The following is a 24,783-nucleotide window of genomic DNA, read 5'->3' on the forward strand; positions in this document are numbered from 1 at the left end:
CGGGCTGGGCGCCCTGCCGGAGGGGGCCCGCGAGCAGCTCTACCTGCTGCTGCGCGACCTGCGCGCCGCCGCCGGCGACTTCCCTACCCCCTGACCCCCTCTTGCTCACCCCGGCGGGCTTTGCTCACCGGTTGCTCGGTTTCGGGGCCGGAAAGCGAGCAACCGGTGAGCAAGGGGTCAGCCGATGCGGCGCTGCGGCGACCGCCGCGCCAGCCGGTGCCGCAGGTCGGCCGCCCATCGCTCCGGCCGCGCCAGGTCGGCGGCGCCCCATCGGACGACCTCGATACCGAGCGCACGGAGCCGGTCCTCCCTGCGCTTCTCCTCCACCAGCGCGCGCTGGACCTCACCTGTCCCACGGGACACGTCGTACTTGACCAGACCGTCCGCCTCACCGGCGACCGCGACGTCGTCCCACCAGAAGTCCACCCGTGCGACGAAGTCGCCCCAGGCGTCACGGACGACGAACTGCGGCTCAGGAGCCGGCACACCGTGCACGTCCATCTCCCATGCCGACCAGGACTCCAGGGGCGACTCCCGGCGTCCGTCACCGAGCCGGACGACGCGGTGCGCTCTCGCGGAGTACGGCCAGATCTCGCAGTCAGCCAGGACGCGGCCGACGTCCTCCCGAAGATCGGGCGAGCGCGCGAGCGCCGCGTCCAGGACCGCGAGGCCGTCGCGGGGCGAGCAGTGCCGCAGGCAGTCGGCCACGGTCCGCCGGACCGACGTCACGGGCAGGCCGTGGGCCGTTCGCCGGTCCCCCGCGGGCACGGTGGCTACCTCGACCGTCACCCCGTCGAGGTAGCGCGCCGACCCGGGCGGTTGCCGGGTGAGGAAGACCCCCGGCTCGCGCCCCGGCACGGGCAGGCCGTGCAGGAGCGCTGCGCTGGCGTGGCTCACCCACAACGGCCCGGACAGCGCCGAGACGGCGGCGCGAACCGCCAGCTCGCGGCGCGACCGGTGACCCGCCGCCCGCCACGCGGCCTCGGTGCAGTAGACCCCTCGACGCAGCTGTCGCCACCGACCTGCGGCGACGCGCCGGCTCACCTGCGCGGACGTCATCCCGAGGGTCAGCGCCTGGGCACGCGTGAAGACCGCGGGCAGCTCAGGATCAGCGGGCACGGGCCGAGGGTGGTCGAGGAGCCGCGTGACGTCCGTCCAGACCCTCACCTCCTGTGGACGAAACGCGCGGAGTGCCGGCGTGTGGACGCCTCGCTGTGCACCCTTGCTCACCAGTTGCTCGCTTCTCGGCCCGAGAACCGAGCAGTCGGTGAGCAAACTGGGTGGAGGTGAGCAAACTGGGTGGAGGTGAGCAAAGGGGTGGGGTGGGCGGAGGAGCGGGGGCAAGTGGCATCGCGTGCCATACTCGGTGGCATCGCGTGCCGCGCCCGACGGCTGGTCCGTCCGCGGGATCCGGCCGGCAGCGCTTCCCCAGCAGCACCCGGCGACCGAGGATGAGCAGATGAGCGCCTTCGACCTGTACCGCCCCAGCGAGGACCACGAGGAGCTGCGGCAGGCGGTCCGCGCCGTCGCCGAGGACAAGATCGCCCCGCACGCCGCCGAGGTCGACGAGACCTCCCAGTTCCCCCAGCACGCCTACGACGCTCTGCGCGCCGCCGACTTCCACGCCCCGCACGTCGGCGAGGAGTACGGCGGTGTGGGCGCCGACGCCCTGGCCACCTGCATCGTCATCGAGGAGGTCGCCCGCGTCTGCGCGTCGTCCTCGCTCATCCCAGCGGTCAACAAGCTCGGCACGATGCCGGTGATCCTCGGCGCGAGCGACGACGTCAAGAAGCGGTACCTGCCCGAGGTCGCCAGCGGCGAGGCGATGTTCTCCTACGGCCTGTCCGAGCGGGAGGCCGGCAGCGACACCGCCAGCATGCGCACCCGGGCCCGGCAGGACGGCGACGAGTGGGTCCTCGACGGCCAGAAGTCGTGGATCACCAACGCCGGCATCAGCCGCTACTACACGGTCCTGGCGGTGACCGACCCCGACGGCCCGCGCGGCCGCAACGTGACCGCGTTCGTCCTGCACGCCGACGACGCCGGCTTCACGATGGGCGAGCCGGAGAAGAAGATGGGCATCAAGGGGTCCCCGACCCGCGAGCTGCACTTCGACGGCGTCCGGATCGGTGACGACCGGCGCGTCGGGGACGTCGGCGACGGTCTCAAGATCGCCCTGCGCACCCTCGACCACACCCGCGTGACGATCGGCGCGCAGGCCGTCGGCATCGCCCAGGGGGCCCTGGACAACGCCGTGTCGTACGTCAAGGAGCGCAGGCAGTTCGGCCAGCGCGTCGCCGACTTCCAGGGCGTGCAGTTCATGCTCGCCGACATGGCGATGGAGCTCGAGGCGGCCCGGCAGATGGTGTACGTCGCCGCGGCGAAGTCCGAGCGCGGGGACGCCGACCTGCCGTTCTTCGGTGCGGCCGCGAAGTGCTACGCCTCGGACGTCGCGATGAAGGTGACGACGGACGCGGTCCAGCTGCTCGGCGGCGCCGGGTACGTCAAGGACTTCCCGCTCGAGCGGATGATGCGTGATGCGAAGATCACGCAGATCTACGAGGGCACCAACCAGATCCAGCGCCTGGTGATGGCCCGCCAGCTGCTCCGGTGACGGCCGGTGGAGTCCGCGCTCCCGCTCCTGCGCGAGACTGACCTGACCTGACCTGCCCTCACCGACGGAGGTCCCCGTGCCGCTGTTCGCCGCCCGCTACCGCTACACCGACGACGCCGAGGCGCTGGCCGCGACGCGCCCCGCGCACCGCGCCTACCTGGCCGCCCAGCCGACGCTGATGGGCAGCGGCCCGACGGACGACAACGGGGCGATCCTCGTGTTCCGGGCCGACTCCGCGTCGGCGGTCGAGGCGGTCCTGGACGGCGACCCGTTCACCGCGGCCGGTGTCGTCGCCTCCCGGGAGGTCGTCGGCTGGGACCTGGTCCTCGGCCCCTGGGCCGACGGGGGCGCCTGACCCAGGCACCAGCGACGACGAACCGGACCGCCCCCGAGGGACCGGTCCGGTTCGTCGTGTCGTGCGTACCGTCAGAACGCCGGGATGACCGCCCCGGCGTAGGTGTCCTCGATGAACTGCCGGACCTCGTCGGAGTGCAGCAGCTCCTCGAGCTGCTGGATGCGCTCGTCGTCCTCGTCGCCGTCACGCACGACGACGAGGTTGGCGTTGGGGTTGCCCTCGGCGTCCTCGAGCGCGATGGCGTCCTCGGCGGGCGACAGGTCGGCGTCGATGGCGTAGTTGCCGTTGATGACGGCCAGGTCGACGTCCTCCAGCGAGCGCGGGAGCTGCGCCGCCTCGACCTCGACGACCTCCAGGCCGAGCGGGTTGTCCTCGACGTCGAGGGCGGTCGGCGAGCGGTCACCGGTGTCGGCGAGCGTCACGAGCCCCTCCGCGGCGAGCAGGCGCAGCGCTCGACCGGCGTTCGTGGGGTCGTTGGGGATCGCGACCTGGGCGCCCTGCGGGACGGCGTCCACGGACTCGATGCGCTGCGAGTAGATGCCGAGCGGCTCGACGTGCACGGGCTCCAGCGCGGTGAAGTCGTACCCGGCGCTGGCCTCCTGCTCCTCCAGGTACGGGATGGTCTGGAAGTAGTTGGCGTCCAGCGAGCCGTCGTCGAGGGCGACGTTCGGCTGGACGTAGTCGGTGAACTCGACGACGTCGAGCTCCAGCCCGGCGTCGGGCGCGAGCTCGGTGGCGACGAAGTCGAGGATCTCGGCGTGCGGCACGGGCGAGGCGCCGACGCGCAGCGGGGCGTCGGCGTCGCTGAGGGCCGCCTCCTCGCCGCCGCAGGCGGACAACGCGAGGGCGGTGGCGGCGGCGGTGGCGACGAGGGTCAGTCGGGTGCGCATGGTGGTGCGGTCACTTCCTGTCGGTGGTGCGGGTCGGGTGGTGCGGGTCTGCTGGTTCGCGCCGGTCAGCGGTGCGCGAGGGGACGGGCGAGCCGGTCGCCGGCGAGCTGGAGGGCCTGCACGACGGCGAGCAGGACGACGACGGTGGCGAGCGTGATGTCACCGCGGAACTGCTGGTAGCCGTAGCGGATCGCGAAGTCACCGAGCCCCCCGCCGCCGACGGCACCGGCCATGGCGGAGTAGCTGACCAGCGCGACGACGGTGACGGTGACGCCCGCGACGAGGGACGGCATCGCCTCGGGCAGCAGCACGGTGCGGACGACGTCGCGGCGCCGGGCGCCCATGGCCGCGGCGGCCTCGACCTTGCCGGGCGACACCTCCCGCAGCGACGTCTCGACGAGCCGGGCGAGGAACGGCACGGCGCCGAGCGTCAGCGGGACGATGGTGGCGGTCGACCCGATGGTGGTGCCGACCAGCGCCCGGGTCACCGGCGCGACGGCGACGAGCAGGATGATGAACGGCAGGGCGCGGCCGAGGTTGACGACCGCCCCGAGCACCCGTTGGAGGCCGGCGTGCGGTCGCAGGCCGTCGGCGGCGCTGGTCACGAGCAGCACCCCGAGCGGGACGCCGAGCAGCACGGTCAGCGTCGTGGCGACGCCGACCATGTAGAGCGTCTCGTACGTCGCGTCGAGCAGCTGCGGGGCGATCCGGTCCCAGCTCACGGCGTCACCCCCGCGAGCGCCGGGGCGCTGACGTGGGCGCCGCGCCGGGTGAGGTCGGTGGCCGCGCGGGCCACCACGGCCTCGTCGCCGGCGACGGCGAGCTGCAGGCGCCCGAAGCGCTGGCCGCCGACGGTCTCGACGCGGCCACCGGCGACGTCGACGTCGAGGCCGTGCTCGCGCACGAGCAGCGCGAGGACGGCGTCGGAGCCGACGTCCCCGGTGAGGGTGACCTCGACGAGGTGGCGGCCGGTCGCGACGGCGACCGGGGGCAGCGGTGGGACGAGGTGGTCGGCCAGCGCCGAGTCGGGCCGGGTGCTGACGTCGGCGAGGTGACCGGCGTCCACGACCCTGCCGTGCTCGAGCAGGACGGCGGAGTCGCAGACGGCCTTGACGACGTCCATCTCGTGCGTGATGAGCAGGACGGTGAGGTCGAGGTCGGCGCGCAGTCGCCGCAGCAGGGACAGCACGGACGCGGTGCTGACCGGGTCGAGCGCCGACGTGGCCTCGTCGCAGAGGAGCACGGCGGGCTCGGCGGCCAGGGCGCGGGCGATCGCGACGCGCTGCTTCTGCCCGCCGGACAGCTGGGCGGGGTGGACGTCGCGCTTGTCGGCCAGCCCGACCAGGTCGAGCAGCTCCTCGGCGCGGGCGCGGCGCCGGGCGCGCGGGACGCCGGCCAGCTGCAGCGGGTGCTCGACGTTGCCGGCGGCGGTGCGCGAGTCGAGGAGGTTGAAGTGCTGGAAGATCATGCCGATCCGGCGGCGGGCCAGACGGAGCTCGGGTTCGGCGAGCGCGGTGAGCTCGGCGCCGTCGACCGTGACCGTCCCGGACGTCGGCCGCTCGAGCAGGTTGACGCAGCGGGCGAGGGTGCTCTTGCCGGAGCCGCTCGGCCCGACCACGCCGAGCACCTCGCCGGCGGGGACGTGGACGGTGACGTCGTCGAGGGCGATGACCTGGCGGTCGGGGCGGCCGGGTGGTCGGAAGACCTTGCGGACCGAGTCGAGGCGAATCACGTCGAGGGTTCCTCACGGTGACGGGGCGCGCCGTCGCGTGCTGCCGGGTCGCGGCAGGCGCGGACGGTCGGGCCGGCGTGGTGCTGCTCCATCGGTCCTGGCGTTAGCACCGCCCCGGGGGCGCTCCGATGAGCCGTCCGCGGTGGTTGCTGCGACGTCGACGAGCCAGGTCTCTCAGTCGCTCTGGATGGTGATGGGATGAATCCTACGGCGCAGGGTCAGCACCCGCCGATGCGTCCGGCATGCGAGACGGCACGCGTGGTGGATAGCAGGTATCCGCGCGACCGCCCATTCCGCGCCCTCAGACCGGCTCGGAGCCCTCGCCGCGCAGCGCCTCGTCCGCCAGGGCCCGGATCCTGCGCAGGGTCTGCGCGGCGCCGACGTCCGCTCCCGCGGCGCGCCTGGGCGCGACCGGCCCCTCCGTGAGGGACCGCACGACCCAGCCGAGCGCCTCGTCGAGCCGCGCCGCGGCGTCCACGCCGGCGGGGTCGCGCAGCCACTGCCTGAGGACCCCGTTGTGCGCGGCGACGAGCGCGGCGGCGAGCACGTCGGGCAGCACGTCCGCCGGCGAGGCCGCCCCCGCCGGTGCCCCTGCGGGCGGGCCCTCCGTCCCGCGGGGCAGCCGGGCGCGCAGGAACGACGCGAACGCCCGCTCGTACCGGGTGACGACGGCGCGCTCGCGCTCCCGCAGCTCCGGCACCCGGGCGAGGACGCCGTACCGGGCCACCGCCACCTCCCGCTCGGCGAGGTAGGCGTCCAGGACGACGTGGGCCGCGGGCAGCAGGGCGTCGAGCGGGTCGCCGTCCCAGCCGTCGAGGACGGCCTGGACCCGTCCCAGCAGCGCCTCGTGGTCCGGGAGCACCGCGTCGTCCTTGGTGGCGAAGTGCCGGAAGAAGGTGCGCCGGGCCACCCCGGCCCGCTCGGCGACCGCGTCGACCGTGGTGCCGTCGTACCCCCGCTGCGCGAACAGCTCCAGGGCGGCGTCCGTCACGGCGGACCGCACCCTGGTCCGCGGGTCCGGCGTCGCGTCGGTCACGGCAGGCAGCGTAGGGCCGGCCGCGCCACGGTGCCGCCGGGTGCCGCCGGGTGCCGCCGGGTGCCCGCGGGACCTCCGGCCCTGCCCCGTCACCGCACGCCTCGGCAGGATCGACGTGACCGGTCGACCGGCCGGTCGCACGCGGGGGGCCGGGGCGTCAGGGGACGCGATGGCGACGACGACGACGCGGACGACAGCCACCGTCCGGCTGGACGATGCAGCGGCGCGAGACGCCGGGCTGGTCGGCGCGAAGGCCTCGTCACTGGCCCGCGCCGCTGGTGCCGGGCTGCCGGTCGTCGCCGGTTTCGCCGTGACCACCGACGTCCACCGGCGGTTCCTGGCCTGCGGCCGCGAGCTGCCGCCCGACGCCGCGGAGGCCCTGCGGCGTCCGTGGCGGGAGCTGGCCCGGGGCGGGGAGGTGCCGCTGGTCGTGCGCTCCTCCTCCACCGTCGAGGACGTCGCGGCCTCGTCGATGGCGGGGCAGTTCACCAGCGTCCTCGACGTCCGCGGCTGGGAGGCGTTCCTCGCGGCCGTCGAGCGCGTGCTGCGGTCCGCCGACCGCGTCGCCGGTCCGGACGACGTCGCGCCGATGGCCGTGCTCGTGCAGCCGATGCTCGCCGCGGACCGCGGCGGCGTGATGTTCGGCGTCGACCCCGTCACCGGCGACCCCGCCCACCTCGTCGTGGAGGCGGTGGCCGGGGGGCCGGACGCCCTGGTCAGCGGTCGCGTCGCCGCGCAGCGGTACGTGCTGACCCGGCGCGGCCGGCTCGTCCACGCCAACGGCAACGGCAGGCGGCGCACCGGGTCGTCGCTGCTCGACGGCGGCGACCTGCGCGCCCTGGCCCGGCTCGCCTCCCGCGTGGCCACGGTCTTCGGCGGGCCGCAGGACGTCGAGTGGGCCCTCGACCGCTCCGGCAGCCTGCTGCTGCTGCAGAGCCGACCGGTCACGGCGACCGGGACGGCATCGCTGGCGACCGGCCCGGTGCTCGGCCCCGGACCGGTCGCTGAGACCTTCCCGGACCCCCTGGCACCCCTGGAGGTCGAGCTGTGGCTGGTGCCGCTGCGCGACGGCGTCGTCAGCGCGCTGCGGGAGAGCCGCGCCGTCACCGCACGGCGCCTGTCCACGTCACCGGTCGTCACCACGGTGCACGGGCGGGTCGCGGCCGACCTCGAGCTCTTCGGGTACGTGCCGGCGCACCGCCACGGCCTGGCGCTGCTCGACCCGCGGCCGGGGGCGCGGCGGCTGCACGCGGCCTGGCGCGTCGGCCGGCTCCGGGCGGCCCTGCCGGCGCGGACGGCGGCCCTCGTCGCCGAGGTCGACGCGGTGCTCGCCGCCGCGGACCTCGACGCTCCGGACGACGAGCTCGTCGGTCTCCTGGCCACCGCGAGCGACCTGCTGCGGCGCCTGCACCGCGACGAGGTCCTCGCCGGGACGCTGCTCGCGCCGTCCCCGGTGACCGCGGCGCAGGTCGCGCTGGACGTCCTGGCCGGTGCGCACGACGGCGCACGGCCCGGGCTCCCCGACCAACGACCCGCCGACGGGCTGCTGCGGCGGCACCCGGTGCTCCTGGCGCTCGTCCCGCCGGTCGTCGGCGAGCCGCCGCGCCTGCCCCCCGCCCCGACGGGACCGACGTCAGGGCCGACGTCAGGGAAGCAGCTCGGCGACCTCGGCCCGCGCGAGCTGCTGCGCCTGCGCGCCCGATGGGTCCAGGAGCTCACCGCCCGCGTCGCGTGGGTGCTGGGACGACGGCTGGCCGACCGCGGGCTGGTGGACAGCCCCGCGTCCGTCGCCCTGCTCGACCTCGACGCCCTGGCGAGCGCCGTGCGCGACGGGACGCCTCCCGCGGACCTGCGCACCCGCCGCGCGGACGACGTCGCGTCCGCCCTGAGCACGCCCCTGCCCGCCAGGTTCCGGCTCACGCCCGACGGCGACGTCGTGCCCGCCGAGCGAGCCGGGGCGCACCGTGGTGGCGGCGTCGGCGCCGGGGGCGGACGCGGTAGCGGACCCGTAGCGCACGGTTCCGTACGCCACCCGCCGTCCCCCGGCGACGTGCTCGTCGTCCGCGAGCTGCACCCCGGGCTGGCGCCCTACCTGCCGGGGCTCGCCGGACTCGTCGCCGAGACGGGAGGCACCCTGTCGCACCTGGCGATCCTGGCCCGCGAGCACGGCGTCCCGACCGTCGTCGGCGTCCACGACGCGCTGACCCGGTTCCGTCCCGGCCACCGCGTCGTGGTGGACGGCACGACCGGCGCCGTCGACCTGGCCGACGGCCCGACCCCGGGAGGTGGCTCCGGTGCGTGAGCTGCTGCGGTGGGTGGCCCGGCTCGCCCTGCTCGGCACGGGCACGGTGGCCGCCGTCCACTTCGTCTACTACCTCTACCACTGGGAGTGGGTACGGGCGCAGGTCGCCGGGACGGCGTTCGTCGCCTGCCTCGTCGTCGGCGTCGCCGGCGTGGTGCTGGGTCGCCTCGACCGGCAGGAGCGTGCGGTGCTGCAGCGTCTCGACGAGCTGGGCGAACGGCTGCGGGCGCCCGCGCCGGCGGCGGCCCCGCAGCCACCGGCCCCGAGGGCGCCGGCCCCGCCCCCCGTGCGCCCACCGGACCGCTCCCCCGACCTGCCGTGGCTCGACGCCGCCTACGGCCCACCGCGGACCTGGGCGTTCACCCTCCTGGCGCTCCCCGCGCTGCCGGCCCTGGCTCCGTCGGCTCCGCTGACCACGTTGCCAGCCGTCCCGGTCGAGCCGAGCAGCGGCGTCTTCATCCCGGTCCTGCTGGGCGCGGGGCTGGCCCTGTCGCTGGTGGCCGGAGCGGTCGAACGGGTCGCCGGCCTCGTCGACCGGCGGCCAGGAGCGGCCGCGGTCCCGGCGACCAGGTCACCGGACCGGTCCACCGCCGTGACCGCCACCAACCCGGGGGCTCCTCGGGGACGCCCCTCGCCTCGGCGCCGGCTGCTGGCCGGCCTGGTGACCGCCGCCGTGGTGGCCGGCGCCGCCGTCGCGGGGATGTGGGAGGTGGCGCACTACCGGCCCGTCGCCCTGGGGGCGGGGCTGACCGGCCTGACCGTGCGGGTCGACACCCAGACGGCGCCCGCTCCCGCGGAGGAGACCGTCGACCTCGTGGCGCGGTGGTGCACGACGTCCGCGATCGACGGCGTGCAGGTGCGGCGGGTCGACCCGGTGTCGGCCGACACCGCCCACCTGGTGGTGGCGCCGCTGCTCGACGAGCAGGCGCTCCGGCGGTTCAGCGGCTGCCTCGAGGACGCGAACCTCGAGCGCCACCGGCTCGTCGTCACCGGCAGCCGGCACCTCGACGCCACCGCCCCGGCGGCACCAGGGCCGGCGGGCGACGACGTCCTGAGGGGAGGTCTGTGATGAGCACCCGGACCGATGCAGTGCGCCCCGACGCACCGGCCGCCACCCAGCCGCTGACCACGCCGACCCGGGCGCAGCGACGGCACGTCCTGGCCGCGGCGTCCGCCCTGCTGGGCGCCAGCGCCGTCACCGCGCTGGCGGCGACCACCACCCCGCCCGTCGACGCGGGGCTCCGCACGTGGGTGCGGGGCCTGCCGCTCGGCGGCGCCGTCACCTGGTTCGCCGGGGACGGCGCGCGCATCCTCCTCGTCCTCGCCGGGCTGCTCGTCGTCCTCGTCGCGTCCCTGGCGTCGCGGTGCCGCGCGCTGCCCGGCGCCGTCGTCCTGACCGTGGTGCTCGCGGCCCTGTCGGGCACCGCGCTCGGCGCGCTCGTCGACGTCCTGCGCCCCGCGACGTCCGAGGTGCCCACGGGCAGCTGGCCCAGCGACGCCGTCCTCGCCCTGACCGTCGTGACCGGGCTGCTCGGAGTCGTCACCGGACCGGTGGGTCTGAGGTCGCTCGAGCAGGCGCTCGTCGTCAGCGCCGGGGTCGTCGTCACCGCGCTGGTGGCGGTGTCCGAGGTACACGCGGGGACGAGCTGGCCGCTGGACGTCGTCGGCGCCGCCCTGCTGGGGACGCTGGTCGTCGCGGTGGTCCGGGTCGGGACGGAGGACCCGCGCCACCACCGCCGGTGCGCCGGGTGCCCGTGGCAGGTCAGCGCGGACAGCGCACCTGCTGCGCCCGTCGTCGACGTGCCCGAGTCGCGGGCGCACGTGCTGCGGCTCGGCGCGCTGGTGTGGGTCCTCGCCCTGGTCGCCGGGTTCGGGCTGCTGGCGGCGACGGTCGGGCTGCCGCGCTCCCCCGAGTCCGGGGTGATGGGCACGGGCCTGGAGGTCCCGCTGCAGTGGGGGCTCGTCGCCGTGCTCGTGCTGTCCGTGCTGGCGTCGTGGCGCTGGCACCTGACCGGCGCGATGGTCGCGGCGTTCGCGGGTGCGCTGCTCGGGTTCGCCGCCTCCGTGGAGTACCCGGCCACCGTGGCCCTCGCGATCGCCGTGGTCGCGTGGGTGCCGGCGTTCCTGCTGTGGTGGGGGTGGCAGCACCGGGCGAGCCTGCGCGCGGTCGTCGCCGTCGCCGCGGCTGCGTCCGTGGTCGTCGTCGGGGTCGTGTCGGCGGCCGCGCAGACGTACGCGTCGTACTGGGGCCCGACCCACCCGCGGTCGCTCACCGCGCCTCCCGCGACGGACGTCGTGTCCTGGATGTGGCTGGGGGCGTTGACGTCGAGCGGCGCGGACGTGCGACTGCGTACCGCGGACCCCTCGGACGAGGTCGCGGTCGTCGTGTCGACGTCGCCCGACCTGACGCCGCGAGTTGCCACGGCGACGGGCGACGTGGACGGCGACCGCGTGGCCGCCGTCCGGCTCGACGGGCTGGAGCCGGGGACGCGCTACTGGTACGCGGCGGAGGTCGACGGTGACCTCGTGGACGAGCGGGTGCAGTCGTTCACCACCGCACCGGAGGGGCCGGGGTCGTTCTCGTTCGTCGTCGGGTCGTGCCAGGTCGGCGGGTCGAACGGGCAGGTGTTCGACGTGATGCGGTCGCTGGACCCGTTGCTCGTCCTGTCCACCGGCGACTGGAACTACGGCAACGTCGAGCGCAACCGGCTGGCCCTGTTCCAGGACCAGTACGACCTGAACCTCACGGCACCGGCGCAGGCCGAGCTGTACGGGTCGACGGCGTTCGCGTACGCGTGGGGCGACCACGACTTCGGTGGCAACGACGCGGACCGGACGTCGCCGAGCCGCGAGGCGTCGATGGCGGCGTACCGGCAGCTCACCCCGCACTACGCGCTGCGCGGCGGGCCTGACGACACCATCGAGCAGGCGTTCACCGTCGGCCGGGTGCGGTTCCTGCTGCTGGACACCCGGTCCGCGCGCGACCCGGCCGGGGACGTGACGGGCGCGTTCCGGACGACGCTCGGTGACAGCCAGCGGGAGTGGCTGGTCGACGAGCTGTCCCGGGCCGGCGACTACGGCGCGGTCGTGCTCGTCAACCCCGACCCGTGGGTCGAGGAGGAGGACCCGGCCGGCGACGGGTGGGGCGGGTTCGCGCAGGAGCGGCGGGTCGTCGCGGACGCGGTCGCGGCGTCCGGGGCGGGCAACGTGCTGATGGTCGCGGGTGACGCGCACATGCTCGCGTGGGACGACGGCACGCACACCGACTACTCGACGTCCGGGGCGGGCGGGTTCCCGCTGCTGCACGCCGCGGCGGTCGACCGGCCCGGTTCGGTCAAGGGCGGTCCGTACACCGGGCCGGTGCTGCCCGGCGGCGGGCAGTTCGGGCACGTCGAGGTGCAGGACGACGGGACGACGGTGACGGTCACCGCGCACGGGGTCCGCTGGGACGGCGAGACCCTGTTCACACGGACGGTCACCTTCGGGCCGTGACACGGAGTGCGTCGGCCCCGCGAGGTTGACATCGATCGCGACCGGTCGGGACAATCGACCTCGTCGAGAGGACTGCCCACGCGGTTCGATCACAGGGTGGGACTGCACACGCGGTGCCCACACGTGACTCGACGCAGACCCTGGCGGGGCTCGGACACTGTCCGGGCCCCGCCGCTTGTTTCAAACTGCCCTAGGGGGAATGTGTACCTCTTGTTCGTCGATGAGTCGGGCACGCACGGCGGCATGCACCCCTTCGTGCTGGGGGCCTCGCCGTCCACGAGGACGACGCGCAGCCGCTCCAGCGCCAGGTCGACGAGCTCGTCATCCGACATCTCGGTCGGGCGCCCCTCAACCTCGACGAGTACGAGCTCCACGCCAGCGAGCTTCGCAATGCCAAGAAGCCCGAGAGCCAGGCCGCTCCTGGCGTGTGGGCCAGGATCCCCCGATCCGTCCGTCTCGCCCTCCTCGACGACGCATACGACCTCTTGGCCAGGTACACCACCTCCGACCCGACGCAACCGCTCTCGCTGTTCGCAGTGGCCATAGACCGCCGTTTCCGCGGCGTGGACTGGACCGCCGTAGAACGGGAGCGATTCGCCTACGAAGTGCTGCTGAACAAGTTCGACGTCATGCTCAAGCGAACGCTTCATCAGCACGACAAGCCGAATCGCGGACTCGTCATCCATGATCGACGTGTGGTCGCCGAGCGTGATATCCAACAGTGGGTATCCGAATGGCGGCTGGCTGCCGGCACGATCGGTCGCCTTCGCAACCTCGCCGACGTCCCGTTGTTCTCGGACAGCCGCGCCTCACGACTGCTGCAACTCGCGGACCTCGTCTCCTACGGCGTCTTCCGTCGATACAACCCGGACACGCGGGACAATCGGTATCTCAGCCGGATGTGGCCACGCTTCGACAGGGACGACGGGGCAGTTCACGGCTGCATCCACTACACACCCGAGTACGGAGCAGGCGTGTGCGACTGCGACTCTTGCCTGACCCGGCTCAACGCGCCCTGAGGTCACACCGCGAGCACCTGCGTGGAGGTCAGCGGGTGACGTGGGCCCTCCCGCTTCAGCCTGTCGGCCCGCTTGAGCTGCAGCAGCTGACCTCCTGACCACCGCCTCGCGCACCTCGTCACCTCGGCGCGGTGGCCCGGCACATCCCCGGCCGTGACAATCGGTAGCGTTGAAGGCTGGCAAACGGTAGCGCTGACTGCTGGCAACGACCGCGAGGCGCCACACGACCCGCCCCCCGCTTCGTGGCTCACACAACCCACCGCGCGCGCCGTATCGCCGTGCATCCGGCGTGCTTGAACCGCGTCCCTCACTGCGCTCACCAGCTGAGATCAGGTCATCGGACTCCCTCAGGCGGACCCGCAAGCGCTTGGCGATCTGGGTCTCGACCTGTGCGCATGTCCTACACGAGAAGTCGGTTCTAGGTGTGCAAGCCCTTGCAGATTTGTGGCCCACATCACTACGGTCCCCGGAACGCGCTCTTGACATCCGGGCAGGGGGTCCGGCGCGAGGCGCGAGTCGCCCGACCGTCACCGACGGCCAGCGGGCGGCGCCGATCAGGGACCGGGCGCGAGCGCGGTTCCCGGACAAGGGGTCCACCCGTGAGAGTCCAGGAGGCACCGGCGAGAGGTGGCCCGCGGGCCGCCAGCCGCCGGATCACCGCACTGCTGACCAGCGCGAGCCTCGCGCTGCTCGGCCTGGCCACTGCCCCACCCGCGCAGGCGGACATCGTCCCGGTCGGGGCGGGCAGCTACACGACCGACCAGGTGGGCCCCGCGCCGGCCGGCTGCCCGCCGCTGGACCGCGACGCCCGCGCCTTCCTCACCGAGGACGCCCCGCCCGGGCCCGTGCCCACCAACGACTGGTGGTCCTCCCTCGCCTTCAAGAAGTTCAACTGCTCGATGAGCGAGAACCTGCACGCCCACCCTGTCTCGTACAAGCCGGGCACCAACGGGCTCGGCATGTCCCACACGACCACCCCGACGCTGTACGGCACCCCGGGCGGCATCGGCGAGTTCCACTACCCGTACGAGGAGGACGTCGTCGTCGGCGTCGCCGGCCTCGGCGCCCCGGTGGTGAAGGTCGCCGACTGGAGCGACTGGACCGTCACACCGCACTGGACCGACGGCGCCCGCACGATGACCGCGACCATCGGACACGGCCTGCCGCTCACGTGGTTCGAGATGTCCGGCGGGGACGCCGTCCTCACCGCCCGCACGGACCTGCGCGTGTGGCTGGACGACGGCGAGCGGGTCGGCTTCAGCGCCGGCGGCGCCGACTACGTCGCCTTCGCACCGAGCGGGGCCACCTGGACGACGCAGGGCCTGACCCTGCGCAGCTCGCTCGCGGGCCAGGGCTACCTGTCCGTCGCGGTGCTGCCGACCACCGCCGCCGACGACGACTCCACCCGCCGTGACCTCGCGGACGAGATGACCCCCTACGCCTACAACGAGGTGACGGGGACCGTCGCGGACTACGTGTACGACGAGTCCGCGAGCGTCGTCCGGACGACGTACGCGTTCGAGACGCAGGCGCACGAGGGCGGGACGCCGGGCACGGTCGTCGCGCTCTACCCGCACCAGAGCGCGTACCTCGAGAGCACCGACGGCGACGTCTCCGAGGAGACGTACCCGTCGGCGCGAGGCGAGATGGACGTCGTCGTGGGCGCCACCGAGTTCACCACCGCCACGCCGTTCACCGGGGTGCTGCCGGAGGTGCCCGCGGTCGCGACGGGCGACGGGCCGGACCGCGAGCGCCTGGAGCAGCTGCTGGAGGCCGAGGCGGCCGACCCGATGAAGACCACGGCCACGGACACCTACTGGACCGGCAAGGGGCTGGGCCGCGCGACGCGGATCGCCGAGATCGCGGACCAGCTCGGCCGCGAGGACATCCGCGACGCCGCGCTCAGCCAGATCGAGGCCACCCTCACCGAGTGGTTCACCGCGCGACCGGGCAAGACGGAGAAGGTGTTCGCCTACAACGAGAACTGGGGCACGCTCGTCGGCTTCCCCGGGTCCTACGGCTCGGACCTCGAGCTCAACGACCACCACTTCCACTACGGCTACTACGTCGTGGCGGCGGCCACGCTCGCCCGCTTCGACCCCGAGTGGGCCGCCCGGTCGCAGTACGGGGGGATGGTCGAGGAGCTCATCGCCGACGCCAACAACCCCGACCGCGACAACACCCGGTACCCCTACCTGCGCGACTTCGACATCTACGCCGGCCACGACTGGGCGTCCGGTCACGGCGGGTTCGTCAACGGCAACAACCAGGAGTCCAGCTCCGAGGGGCAGAACTTCGCCAACGGCGTCATCCAGTGGGGCATCGCCACGGGCAACACCGAGCTGCGCGACGCCGGCATCTACCTGTACGCCACGCAGACGGCGGCGATCCAGCAGTACTGGTTCGACCAGGCAGAGGCGATGCCGGAGGGCTTCGGCCACTCGACGGTCGGCATGGTCTGGGGCTCGGGCGGCGCCTACGCCACCTGGTTCTCCGGCGAGGCCGAGATGATCCAGGGCATCAACCTGCTGCCCGTCACCGGCGGCCACCTCTACCTGGGCACCCGCCCGGACGACGTCGTCGAGAACTACGCCGAGATGGTGCGCGTCAACAAGGGCGAACCGAGCGTCTGGCAGGACATCCACTGGTCCTACCTCGCGCTCGGCGACGGTGACGACGCGCTCGCCAAGCTCGAGGGGAACCCGGGCTACCGCGTCGAGGAGGGCGAGAGCCGGGCGCACACGTACCACTGGATCGCCAACCTCGCGGCGCTGGGCACACTCGACACGTCGGTGACCGCCGACCACCCGAACGCCGCCGTGTTCACCGACGGCGGCGAGCGCACCTACGTCGCCGCGAACGTCACCGCCGAGACGCTCACTGTGCGGTTCTCCGACGGGACGACCCTGGAGGTCGAACCCGGGCGGACGACGACGACGGGTGCGCATACCTGGACCGGCGGGAACGGCGTCGGCGGGCCCAGCGACCCGGGCGACCCCGGCGACCCCGGCGACCCCGGCGACCCCGGCGACCCGGGCGACCCCGTCGCGGTCGACCGGTTCTACCTCACGGACGGCGACGAGCTCGCCGTGCGACCCGGCACTCAGGGACGCGCGACGCTCCGGCCGCGCGCCGGTGAGGTGGGCGTGGGCGACCCCGCCACCGGGCTGGTCCTCGTGGCGGACGGCCTCAGCGGCCAACCGTCGGGGCAGACGTCCTTCGACATCGGGCTGGACGCCGGCGGCGCCGTCGGCAACGGCACCCGCCTGCGCGTCTCGTTCGACCTCACCGGCGACGGGACGTGGGACCGCGTCGAGACCTACCAGTACTTCGCCACCGACCCCGTGGACGGGTGGGAGCGCTACACCCAGGACCGTGGCGTCGTCCGCACCGACGGCACGCTCGGTGCGCTGCGCGGGGGCCGCGTCCAGGTCGAGCTGTGGAACGTCCTCGGTGCCGCGCCGACGGACGTCGACCTGGCCGGGTCCGTCGTCCGGTTGCCGTTCACGGGGCTCACCCAGTCCACCGGGCCGGGTGACCCAGGCGATCCGGGCGACCCGGGTGACCCCGGGGACCCGAGCGACCCCGGGACGCCCGTCGCCGTCGACCGGCTGCACCTGACGCCCAGCGGCGCACTCGCGGTCGAGCCCGTCGAGCAGGACCGCGCACGGCTCGGGGCGCGGTCGGGGCCGGTCGCCGTCGGCGAGCCGTCCACCGGGCTCGTGCTCGTCGCGGAGGGCCTGACCGGGCAGCCGTCCGGGCAGACCACCTTCGACATCGGCCTGGACGCCGGGGACGCGGTCGCCAACGGCACCCGCCTGCGCGTCTCGTTCGACCTCACCGGCGACGGGACGTGGGACCGCGTGGAGACCTACCGGTACTTCGCGACGGACCCGGTGCCCGGCTGGGAGCGCTACACCGCGGCCGCGGGCCTGGACGGCGTCCAGGGTGACCTCGGTGCCCTGCGCGACGGCCGGGTCCAGGTCGAGCTGTGGAACGTGCTCGGCGCGGGTCCGACGGACGTCGACCTGCCCGGGTCCTGGCTGCGACTGCCGTTCACGGGGCTGACGCAGGCCGGCTGAGAGCCGACGGAGGGCTGTCGCCACCTGGCGGCAGCCCTCCGTCGTGCTCACATGCGGGCCGCGACCTCGGGCGGGAACCCGCCGGTCGCGATCGGGCCCCACCGCTCGATCGTGACCCGGATCAGCGACTTGCCCTGCCGGACCATCGCCTCGCGGTACTCGTCCCAGTCGGGGTGCTCACCGGAGATGGACCGGAAGTACTCGACCAGCGGCTCGACCGAGTCCGGCAGGTCGAGCACCTCGGCGGTCCCGTCGACCTGCACCCACTCGCCGTCCCAGTCCTCCCCCATGACGCACACCGAGACGCGCTCGTCGCGGCGGACGTTGCGGGCCTTCGCCCGCTGCGGGTACGTCGAGACGACGACCCGCCCCTCGGCGTCCACCCCGCACGCGACGGGCGACAGCTGGGGGCGCCCGTCCGCGCGGGTGGTGGCGAGGATCGCGCGGTGCCGCGGGCGCAGGAACTCGACGAGCTCCTCGCGGGACGGCGTCCGCTCGGTCGCGACCTTCGGCATGGGACCTCCTTCGTCGGCGGCCCGGGACGTGGGGCAGCATGCCCAGGGTGACGGCACCGGCGGTCCCCGGCGACCCCGCACGCCCGCGGGCGGCGGGGTTCGCGACGCTGGCCGCCGTCCTGCTCGTCGCGTTCAACCTGCGCAGCGCCATCGCCGTCGTCGGGCCGGTGCTCCCCCGGCTGCGCGACGACCTGGACCTGTCGGCGTCGGCCGCGGGCCTGCTGACGTCGCTGCCGGTGCTGTGCTTCGCCGTCGTCGCACCGGCCAGCGCCTGGCTGGGACGGCGGGTCGGGACGGACGCGGCGATGGTGCTCGGCGCCGTCCTGCTGGTCGTCGGGTCGGCCGGACGGGTCGTCGGCGGCCCGGAGCTGCTGCTGCTCGGCACGTTCGTCGCCGGGGCGGGGATGACCGTCGGCAACGTCCTGGTCCCGGTCGCCGTCAAGCGGGACTTCGGTCGCCGCGCCGGGCAGGTCACCGGGCTGTTCACCGCGTCCCTGGCCGTGGGCGCCACCCTGGCCACGGCCGCCGCTGCGCCGGTGGCCGACCTGTGGGGCTGGCGGGCCTCGTTGGCGGTGTGGTCCCTCCCTGCGGCAGCCGGGGCGCTCGCCTGGTGGCTCGTCACCCGCCGCCCCGCCCGCCCCGACCCCGCACCTTTCCACCAACCTGCGGGCACCGACCCCTCCGAGCCCGCACCTTTCCACCAAGGTGCGGGCATCGGCCCGCCCGGGACCGCACGTTTCCACCAAGGTGCGGCTCGAGGGGGCCGGGAAACCGCAGGTCGGTGGAAAGGTGTGGGAGGGGGCGTGAGCCGAGCGGTGTGGCGGCACCCGACGGCGTGGCTGGTCGCGGTGTTCCTGGCCGCCCAGTCCGTCGGGTACTACGTGGTCACGGCCTGGCTACCGACGTACCTCGTCGAGGACGGCGTCACCGACCTGATCACCGCCGGGGTCGCCGCGACCGTCTTCCAGGTCGTCGGCATCGCCGGGACCCTCCTCGTCCCCGCGCTGACCGGCGTCCGCCGCGACCAGGTGCTGCTCGGCGCCGGGGTCGGCGTCGTGTGGGTGGTGGCGGTCGGCGGGTTCCTGCTCGTGCCGTCGGCGTGGCTGGCGTGGACCGTCCTCGCGGGGATCGGCCAAGGGGCCGGGATCTCGTTCGCGTTCACCGCGGTCGTGCTGCGGGCGGACGACGCGGACGTCGCCACCGTGCTGTCCGGGATGTCGCAGCTCGTCGGGTACGCCCTCGCCGCGGCGGCACCGGTCGCGGCGGGCGTCGCGCGGGAGGTGACTGGGGGCTGGACGGTCCCGCTGCTCGGCCTGCTCGCCGTGGCCGTGGTGATCGGCGTCAGCGGAGCGCTCGCCGGCCGCGACCGGACCATCAGCGCAACGGGCAGAACTGCATGATCACGGGAGGGCCGGGGCGCGGGAAAGCAGGTGAGCGCCGGGTCCGGGCGGTGGCACCATCGACCCGTGGGTGACCTCGCGCCGCTGGTGCGGTCGCAGCGCACGGCGTTCATCGACCTGCTGGAGTCGCTGTCGGACGACGAGTGGGCCGCGCCGTCGCTGTGCCGCGGCTGGACCGTCCTGGACGTCGCCGCTCACCTGGCCGCGGCCCCGTCCACGTCCCTGCCCACGGCGGTCCGCACCGCCGTCGCGTGCGGCTTCCGCGTGAACGCGGTGAACGACCGGCTCGCCCGCGACTTCGCGCGCCGGGGACGCGGCGCCGTCCTGGACCGCCTGCGGGACAACCGCGACCGCGGCCGCCGGCCGCCCGGCGTCCCCGAGGTCGCCGCGCTCGCGGACGCGGTCTGCCACATGATCGACGTCCGCCACCCGCTGCGTCGCAGCGCGCCGCTCGACCCGGCGGCGTTCGCTCCCGTCGCCGACCTGCTGGCGACGATGCGGTGGCCCGCGACGCTCACGGTGGGTGGCGGCGGACGACGGGCGACGGCCGGTCTGCGGCTCGTCGCCGAGGACGTCGGGTGGTCCCGCGGCACCGGCCCCGAGGTGCGCGCGGACGGTGAGGCGATGCTGCGGGCGCTGGGCGGCCGTCCGGTCGGCCCCGCGGAGCTGTTTGGCGCGGGGGCCGCCGCGTTCGCCGACCGGGTCGCGTCCCGGTGACCACGCGACCGACCGTCCGCACCGTCCGCACGGCCGACCTGGACGACGCGACGACCACCGCCGCCCGCGCGCTGCTGTGGGCGGTGTTCGACGACATGACCGAACCGGACTGGGAGCACTGCCTCGGCGGCGTCCACGCCCTGGCGTACGACGGCGACGACCTCGTCGGTCACGCCGCCCTCGTCGAGCGGACCCTGCACCACCGGGGCCGGGCGCTGCGCACCGGCTACGTCGAGGGCGTGGCGGTGCGGCGGGACCGGCGCGGCCGCGGGATGGGGGCCGCGGTGATGGTCCCGCTGGAGGCCCACGCCCGCCGCACCTGCGACCTGGCCGCCCTCGCGTCGACGGACGAGGCGCTCGGCTTCTACCGGCACCGCGGGTGGCTGCCGTGGCGCGGTCCGACGTCGGTCCTGACCGCGGACGGTCCGAGGCGCACCCCGGACGACGACGACGCGGTCCTCGTCCTGCCGGTCGACGCGCGCGTCGTCCTCGACCTCGACGAGGAGCTCACCTGCGACGGGCGCCCGGGCGACCCGTGGTGACCTCGTGGACCGCGCCCGGAGCGCCCCTCGAGTGCGCCAGGTACGCGGACGGCGTGGTCCCCACGACCGCGCGGAAGTCGCGGCTGAAGTGCGCCTGGTCGAACCACCCCAGGGACGCCGCGAGCGCCGCGAGGTCGTCCACCTCGCCGGCGTCGATGCGGGCGACGGCGTCCTGCAGCCGGTAGCGGGCCAGCACGGCCTTCGGCCCGACCCCGACGTAGCGGGAGAAGAGCCGTTGCAGCCCGCGGACCGTCGTCCCGGCCCAGGCGGCGACCTGCTCGACGCGGACGAGGTCACGGTCGTCCACCATCACCGCGAGCAGCTCGACGAGCTCGAGGTACGCCGCGTCCGGCTCGCGGGCCGCCGGGGCCAGCGCCGCGTCCAGCGCGGCCGCGCGGTCGTCGTCCGCGTCTTGGGCCAGGACGTCCTCGAGCAACCGGCCGGCGTCGACGCCCAGCTCGTCACCCAGCGGGGCCACCGTGTCGCGTGCCGGTGGCGTCCCCGTCATGGCCGCGAACCCGCCCGGCCTGAACTTCACGGCCACGACGCTGCCCGCGCCGACGAGGTCGACGACGAACCGGCGGGTCACGACGGCGTGCACGAGGACGGCGGGCATCGGGAGGCCGAACCGGGGCTGCGTCCCCTGCTCGACGGACACGTTGACGCTGGGGTGGCTGAGGACCTCGGACCGGAAGGGCGGCTGACCCCTGCGGTCCCAGCGCACGGACCAGTAGCGCTCCACGAACGGCCTCAGCGGCTCGGACACGACGTGGTCGCGGCGCAGCCCGGCCACGTGCTCCGTCGCCCGCGGTCGCAGCACGCCCCTCGTCGTCGGGTCCGTCGTCGCGTCCGTCGTCGCGTTCGTCCAAGACGTCACGGCAGGAGCGTAGGCAGGCTGGGCGACATGACCATCGAGAACGGCCGTCCCGACGGCTTCACGACCCTGACGCCCTTCCTCGTCTGCTCGCCCGCGCGGGAGGCGATCACCTTCTACGAGGCCGTGTTCGGCGCGACCGCCGTCAGCGTGATGGACGGTCCGGGAGGCACCGTGATGCACGCCGAGCTCGACCTGGGGCTGGGGCGCCTGCAGCTGAGCGACCCGATGACCGAGTACGGCCTGACCGCACCCGACCCGGCGGCCGACACGGTGAGCGGGTCGACGTGCGTGTACGTGCCCGACGTCGACGCCACGTTCGCGCGCGCGGTGGAGCACGGCGCCCGGGTCCGGGAGGAGCCGTCGACGTTCGTCACCGGGGACCGGTTCGCCTCCGTCGTCGACCCGTTCGGCCACCGCTGGGCGATCATGACCCGCGTCGAGGACGTCGCCCCGGACGAGGCGGAGCGCCGGCTCGCGGAGTGGGCCGGCCAGCAGGCCTGACCGGGCGGCCCCGACGCGTAGGCCCCGACGCGTGGGGCCGGGCGCGTCGGGCCCGGCGGGCCGGCGCCCTACGCTGCGGGCCGTGCACCCCGGCCTCGTGACCCCGCACGACCCCCGGTCCGACGACGTCCGCGCGCTCCTGGCCCGGCACCACGCGTTCGCCCGTGAGCACAGCCCGCCCGAGGACGTGCACGCACTGGACGTGGACGCGCTCGCCGCGAGCGCCGTCGCGTTCGTCGGCTGCCGCCGCGACGGCGTCCTGCTGGGCGTCGGCGCGCTGACGGAGCTGGACCCGCGCCACGGCGAGCTCAAGTCCATGCACACCGCGGCCGAGGCGCGTGGCCAGGGCGTGGCTCGCGCCGTCCTGCACCACCTGCTCCGCGTGGCCCGCGACAGCGGCTACGTCCGCGTCAGCCTCGAGACGGGGACGCCGGCCGCGTTCGCGGCGGCACGCTCGCTCTACGCGGCAGCGGGTTTCGTGCCGTGCGGGCCGTTCGGGGCGTACCGGTCGAGCCCGTGGAGCACCTTCATGACCCTCCGCCTGGACCTGCCGGACGGCACGGGCGGTGCGACGATGCCCGGGTGATCCGCCTCGACCTGGCCCGCGAGCTGCAGCGGGCGGGCGTCCCGTGGGAGCCGGCGGCGGGCGACCGGTTCGTCGTCCCCGACAAGGACATGGACGACGAGGTCTTCTGGATCAGCGACATGACGATCGAGGTGCACGAGCGTCCCAGCGGGCGGGTGCTGGGGTTCAACGGCACGACCGAGTGGGCCCTGGACAGCCTGCGGGTCAGCAGCGTCCTGTGGCTGCCCCGCGAGGACCAGCTGCGCGACCTGCTGGCGGGTGACTTCCGCGCCCTGCGCCGCGACGCGGCGGGCTGGACGGTGGAGGTGGCGGTGGACGGCGACGTCCTGGGCTTCACCGACGCGGACGTCGAGAGCGCGTACGCCCGCGCGGTCCTGGCGACGCGCCACTGAGCGAGCAGCCCGACCGGGAGGGCGCACCGGGCGGGCTCACTGGTCGGCTCGCCGGCCGCGCGGCCTGGCCCGCACGTGCATCCGCTCCCCCTGCGGGCCGAACAGGCTGAGCAGCTCGGCGGTGCCCGGTCCGGGGTTGGCGAACCAGTGCGGGACCCGCGTGTCGAACTCGGCGACCTCGCCCTCGGTGAGGACGACGTCGTGCTCGCCGAGGACCAGCCGGATGCGGCCGGTCAGCACGTACAGCCACTCGTACCCCTCGTGGGTCTGCGGCTGGGGATCGACGTCGGCGCGCCCCGGCGGCAGGACGAGCTTGTAGGCGCGCATCCCCCCGGGCCTGTTGGTCAGGGGGACGAACGTGATGCCGTGGCGGGTCTCGGGACGACGTCGGACCCTCGGGTCACCGGTGGGTGGTGCGTCGACGAGCTCGTCGAGGGGGACGCCGTGCGCCCTGGCCAGCGGCAGGAGCAGCTCCAGGGTGGGTCGCCGCTGCCCCGACTCCAGCCGGGACAGCGTGCTCACCGAGATGCCGGTCTCCTGCGAGACCTGCGCCAGGGTGGCCTCCCGCTCCTGCCGCAGCGCCCGCAGCCGCGGTCCCACGCCCTCGAGGACGCTCACCAGCTCGTCGTCTGCCACGGACCCAGTTTGCCGTTGCCGCAACACCGCTTGTCAAGTCGGCACTGGAGCGCGCACCGTCGTGGTGCGGTCGAGGTGACCGCGTCGACGACGGGAGGGCAGGACGATGACCGAGCAGTACGACGTGGTGGTGGTCGGCGGCGGCGCCGCTGGGCTGAGCGGTGCGCTGACGCTGGCCCGGGCGCGGCGACGGGTGCTGGTGGTGGACGCCGGTCAGCCGCGCAACGCCCCGGCGCACGCGGTGCACGCCTACCTCGGCCTCGACGGGACGCCACCGGCGGAGCTGTCCGCGCGGGGGCGCGACGAGGTGACCCGGTACGGCGGCGTGCTCACCCCGGGCGAGGTCGTCGCCGCCCGTGCCACCGGGGACGTCACGACGCCCCGGTTCACCGTCACCCTGGACGACGGCCGGGAGGTCTCCAGCCGCCGCCTGCTGGTGACGACCGGGCTGGTCGACGAGCTGCCGGACGTCCCGGGCCTGCGGGAGCGGTGGGGCCACGACGTCCTGCACTGCCCGTACTGCCACGGGTGGGAGGTGCGGGACCAGCGCCTCGTCGTCCTGGCCGGCGGGCCGATGTCGGTGCACCAGGCGCTGCTGTTCCGGCAGTGGAGCGAGCACGTCACCCTGCTGCTGCACACCGCCGGCGCGCCCACCCCGGAGGAGGCGGAGCAGCTCGCCGCCCGTGGTGTGGACGTGGTGGACCGGACGGCCCGCGGACTCGTCGTGGACGGTGACGCGCTGCGCGGCGTCCTGCTGGACGACGGGACCACGCTGCCGTGCGACGCGCTCGTCGTCGGCCCGCGGTTCACGGCGCGCTCGGCGGTGCTCGAGTCGCTCGGCGTGACCCCGGAGCCATTCGGCCCGCCGGGGGCGGCGATGGGCACCCACGTGCCCGCGGACCCGAGCGGGGCGACGTCCGTCCCGGGCGTCCACGTCGCCGGCAACGTCACCGACCTGTCCGCGCAGGTCGTGCACGCGGCGGCCGCGGGCAACCGGGCGGCGGCGTTCCTCAACGCCGACCTCGTCACCGAGGACACCCGCGCGGCGGTCGCTCAGTAGGCGGCACGGCGCGCGGGGCAGCGGGCGGGCTCCGG

General features: G+C 74.8%; 21 protein-coding genes, 1 pseudogene and 1 riboswitch. Of the genes and pseudogenes, 14 read left to right on the forward strand and 8 right to left on the reverse strand.

Translation table 11 applies throughout. The features are described from left to right. Positions 1-177 precede the first annotated feature (177 nt). Entirely contained in the window at positions 178-1,119 is a 942-nt protein-coding gene (locus ACYVQV_RS11560; RefSeq protein WP_461023445.1) for a type IV toxin-antitoxin system AbiEi family antitoxin domain-containing protein, read from the reverse strand. 340 nt (positions 1,120-1,459) lie between these two features. Here ACYVQV_RS11560 and ACYVQV_RS11565 point away from each other — a divergent pair, with 340 nt between their 5' ends. Continuing rightward, a complete protein-coding gene (locus ACYVQV_RS11565) occupies positions 1,460-2,614 on the forward strand; it encodes an acyl-CoA dehydrogenase family protein (RefSeq protein ID WP_461023446.1) in 1,155 nt (384 codons plus the stop codon). 76 nt (positions 2,615-2,690) lie between these two features. Further along, complete coding sequence (locus tag ACYVQV_RS11570) at positions 2,691-2,969, forward strand: YciI family protein (protein WP_461023447.1); 279 nt, start codon at positions 2,691-2,693, stop codon at positions 2,967-2,969. Positions 2,970-3,040: 71 nt separating this feature from the next. Here ACYVQV_RS11570 and ACYVQV_RS11575 read toward each other — a convergent pair whose 3' ends face one another. The 4 genes from ACYVQV_RS11575 to ACYVQV_RS11590 all read right to left on the reverse strand — a co-directional run bounded on the left by ACYVQV_RS11575 (position 3,041) and on the right by ACYVQV_RS11590 (position 6,627). After that, a complete protein-coding gene (locus ACYVQV_RS11575; protein ID WP_461023448.1) occupies positions 3,041-3,859 on the reverse strand; it encodes a MetQ/NlpA family ABC transporter substrate-binding protein in 819 nt (272 codons plus the stop codon). Positions 3,860-3,924: 65 nt separating this feature from the next. Continuing rightward, positions 3,925-4,524, reverse strand: a complete 600-nt coding sequence (locus ACYVQV_RS11580) for an ABC transporter permease subunit (RefSeq protein WP_461023540.1) — start codon at positions 4,522-4,524, stop codon at positions 3,925-3,927. 53 nt (positions 4,525-4,577) lie between these two features. Next, on the reverse strand, positions 4,578-5,591 hold the full coding sequence (locus tag ACYVQV_RS11585; protein WP_461023449.1) for a methionine ABC transporter ATP-binding protein: 1,014 nt from the start codon (positions 5,589-5,591) through the stop codon (positions 4,578-4,580). Positions 5,592-5,676: 85 nt separating this feature from the next. Then, positions 5,677-5,785: riboswitch (SAM riboswitch) on the reverse strand. A 107-nt stretch (positions 5,786-5,892) separates the two neighbouring features. After that, positions 5,893-6,627, reverse strand: a complete 735-nt coding sequence (locus ACYVQV_RS11590; protein WP_461023450.1) for a TetR family transcriptional regulator — start codon at positions 6,625-6,627, stop codon at positions 5,893-5,895. Positions 6,628-6,796: 169 nt separating this feature from the next. On the opposite strand from ACYVQV_RS11590, the gene ACYVQV_RS11595 reads away from it, so the two are divergent. The 5 genes and pseudogenes from ACYVQV_RS11595 to ACYVQV_RS11615 all read left to right on the forward strand — a co-directional run bounded on the left by ACYVQV_RS11595 (position 6,797) and on the right by ACYVQV_RS11615 (position 17,522). After that, positions 6,797-8,929 carry a PEP/pyruvate-binding domain-containing protein gene (locus ACYVQV_RS11595; RefSeq protein WP_461023451.1) on the forward strand — a complete coding sequence of 711 codons (2,133 nt, stop codon included), beginning with the start codon at positions 6,797-6,799 and terminating at the stop codon, positions 8,927-8,929. Continuing rightward, positions 8,922-9,998, forward strand: coding sequence for a hypothetical protein (locus ACYVQV_RS11600; RefSeq protein WP_461023452.1), 1,077 nt, complete (start codon positions 8,922-8,924; stop codon positions 9,996-9,998). Before ACYVQV_RS11595 ends, ACYVQV_RS11600 begins: the two co-directional genes overlap by 8 nt. Then, positions 9,998-12,421 carry an alkaline phosphatase D family protein gene (locus ACYVQV_RS11605; protein WP_461023453.1) on the forward strand — a complete coding sequence of 808 codons (2,424 nt, stop codon included), beginning with the start codon at positions 9,998-10,000 and terminating at the stop codon, positions 12,419-12,421. The genes ACYVQV_RS11600 and ACYVQV_RS11605 overlap by 1 nt, the downstream gene beginning before the upstream one ends. Before the next feature lie 299 nt (positions 12,422-12,720). Next, positions 12,721-13,440: pseudogene (locus ACYVQV_RS11610) on the forward strand (DUF3800 domain-containing protein); the annotation flags it as partial. Between the two features lie 599 nt (positions 13,441-14,039). Continuing rightward, on the forward strand, positions 14,040-17,522 hold the full coding sequence (locus ACYVQV_RS11615) for a glycosyl hydrolase (RefSeq protein ID WP_461023454.1): 3,483 nt from the start codon (positions 14,040-14,042) through the stop codon (positions 17,520-17,522). Between the two features lie 47 nt (positions 17,523-17,569). Here ACYVQV_RS11615 and ACYVQV_RS11620 read toward each other — a convergent pair whose 3' ends face one another. Next, complete coding sequence (locus tag ACYVQV_RS11620) at positions 17,570-18,037, reverse strand: PPOX class F420-dependent oxidoreductase (RefSeq protein WP_461023455.1); 468 nt, start codon at positions 18,035-18,037, stop codon at positions 17,570-17,572. 47 nt (positions 18,038-18,084) lie between these two features. On the opposite strand from ACYVQV_RS11620, the gene ACYVQV_RS11625 reads away from it, so the two are divergent. The 3 genes from ACYVQV_RS11625 to ACYVQV_RS11635 all read left to right on the forward strand — a co-directional run bounded on the left by ACYVQV_RS11625 (position 18,085) and on the right by ACYVQV_RS11635 (position 20,696). Beyond that, positions 18,085-19,437, forward strand: coding sequence for an MFS transporter (locus ACYVQV_RS11625; protein WP_461023456.1), 1,353 nt, complete (start codon positions 18,085-18,087; stop codon positions 19,435-19,437). A gap of 66 nt (positions 19,438-19,503) precedes the next feature. Continuing rightward, positions 19,504-20,154, forward strand: a complete 651-nt coding sequence (locus ACYVQV_RS11630) for a maleylpyruvate isomerase family mycothiol-dependent enzyme (RefSeq protein ID WP_461023457.1) — start codon at positions 19,504-19,506, stop codon at positions 20,152-20,154. Beyond that, positions 20,151-20,696 (forward strand): GNAT family N-acetyltransferase, encoded by a 546-nt coding sequence (locus tag ACYVQV_RS11635; protein WP_461023458.1) that lies wholly within the window; start codon positions 20,151-20,153, stop codon positions 20,694-20,696. Before ACYVQV_RS11630 ends, ACYVQV_RS11635 begins: the two co-directional genes overlap by 4 nt. Here the strand turns inward: ACYVQV_RS11635 and ACYVQV_RS11640 are convergent. Further along, entirely contained in the window at positions 20,662-21,573 is a 912-nt protein-coding gene (locus ACYVQV_RS11640; protein WP_461023459.1) for a DUF6597 domain-containing transcriptional factor, read from the reverse strand. The genes ACYVQV_RS11635 and ACYVQV_RS11640 overlap by 35 nt on opposite strands. Positions 21,574-21,600: 27 nt before the next feature. Here ACYVQV_RS11640 and ACYVQV_RS11645 point away from each other — a divergent pair, with 27 nt between their 5' ends. The 3 genes from ACYVQV_RS11645 to ACYVQV_RS11655 all read left to right on the forward strand — a co-directional run bounded on the left by ACYVQV_RS11645 (position 21,601) and on the right by ACYVQV_RS11655 (position 23,052). Continuing rightward, on the forward strand, positions 21,601-22,074 hold the full coding sequence (locus ACYVQV_RS11645; protein WP_461023460.1) for a VOC family protein: 474 nt from the start codon (positions 21,601-21,603) through the stop codon (positions 22,072-22,074). Between the two features lie 82 nt (positions 22,075-22,156). Next, positions 22,157-22,660: a GNAT family N-acetyltransferase gene (locus ACYVQV_RS11650; protein WP_461023461.1), complete on the forward strand. Its 504-nt coding sequence runs from the start codon at positions 22,157-22,159 to the stop codon at positions 22,658-22,660. Next, positions 22,657-23,052 carry a pilus assembly protein CpaE gene (locus ACYVQV_RS11655; protein ID WP_461023462.1) on the forward strand — a complete coding sequence of 132 codons (396 nt, stop codon included), beginning with the start codon at positions 22,657-22,659 and terminating at the stop codon, positions 23,050-23,052. The genes ACYVQV_RS11650 and ACYVQV_RS11655 overlap by 4 nt, the downstream gene beginning before the upstream one ends. Positions 23,053-23,088: 36 nt before the next feature. On the opposite strand, the gene ACYVQV_RS11660 is transcribed toward ACYVQV_RS11655, so the two are convergent. Continuing rightward, positions 23,089-23,688: a helix-turn-helix domain-containing protein gene (locus tag ACYVQV_RS11660; protein WP_461023463.1), complete on the reverse strand. Its 600-nt coding sequence runs from the start codon at positions 23,686-23,688 to the stop codon at positions 23,089-23,091. A 106-nt stretch (positions 23,689-23,794) separates the two neighbouring features. Between ACYVQV_RS11660 and ACYVQV_RS11665 the strand changes: the two genes are divergently transcribed. Next, positions 23,795-24,748 (forward strand): NAD(P)/FAD-dependent oxidoreductase, encoded by a 954-nt coding sequence (locus tag ACYVQV_RS11665; protein WP_461023464.1) that lies wholly within the window; start codon positions 23,795-23,797, stop codon positions 24,746-24,748. The last annotated feature ends 35 nt before the right edge of the window (positions 24,749-24,783 follow it).

Source organism: Thalassiella azotivora (assembly GCF_054781695.1).

What these genes read in the sequence shown, in the direction of transcription:
- ACYVQV_RS11565 (WP_461023446.1), top strand. Translation starts at nt 1,460, where the DNA reads ATGAGCGCCTTCGACCTGTACCGCCCCAGCGAGGACCACGAGGAGCTG.
- ACYVQV_RS11575 (WP_461023448.1), bottom strand. Translation starts at nt 3,859, where the DNA reads ATGCGCACCCGACTGACCCTCGTCGCCACCGCCGCCGCCACCGCCCTC.
- ACYVQV_RS11580 (WP_461023540.1), bottom strand. Translation starts at nt 4,524, where the DNA reads ATGGTCGGCGTCGCCACGACGCTGACCGTGCTGCTCGGCGTCCCGCTC.
- ACYVQV_RS11595 (WP_461023451.1), top strand. Translation starts at nt 6,797, where the DNA reads ATGGCGACGACGACGACGCGGACGACAGCCACCGTCCGGCTGGACGAT.
- ACYVQV_RS11605 (WP_461023453.1), top strand. Translation starts at nt 9,998, where the DNA reads ATGAGCACCCGGACCGATGCAGTGCGCCCCGACGCACCGGCCGCCACC.
- ACYVQV_RS11620 (WP_461023455.1), bottom strand. Translation starts at nt 18,037, where the DNA reads ATGCCGAAGGTCGCGACCGAGCGGACGCCGTCCCGCGAGGAGCTCGTC.
- ACYVQV_RS11645 (WP_461023460.1), top strand. Translation starts at nt 21,601, where the DNA reads ATGACCATCGAGAACGGCCGTCCCGACGGCTTCACGACCCTGACGCCC.
- ACYVQV_RS11665 (WP_461023464.1), top strand. Translation starts at nt 23,795, where the DNA reads ATGACCGAGCAGTACGACGTGGTGGTGGTCGGCGGCGGCGCCGCTGGG.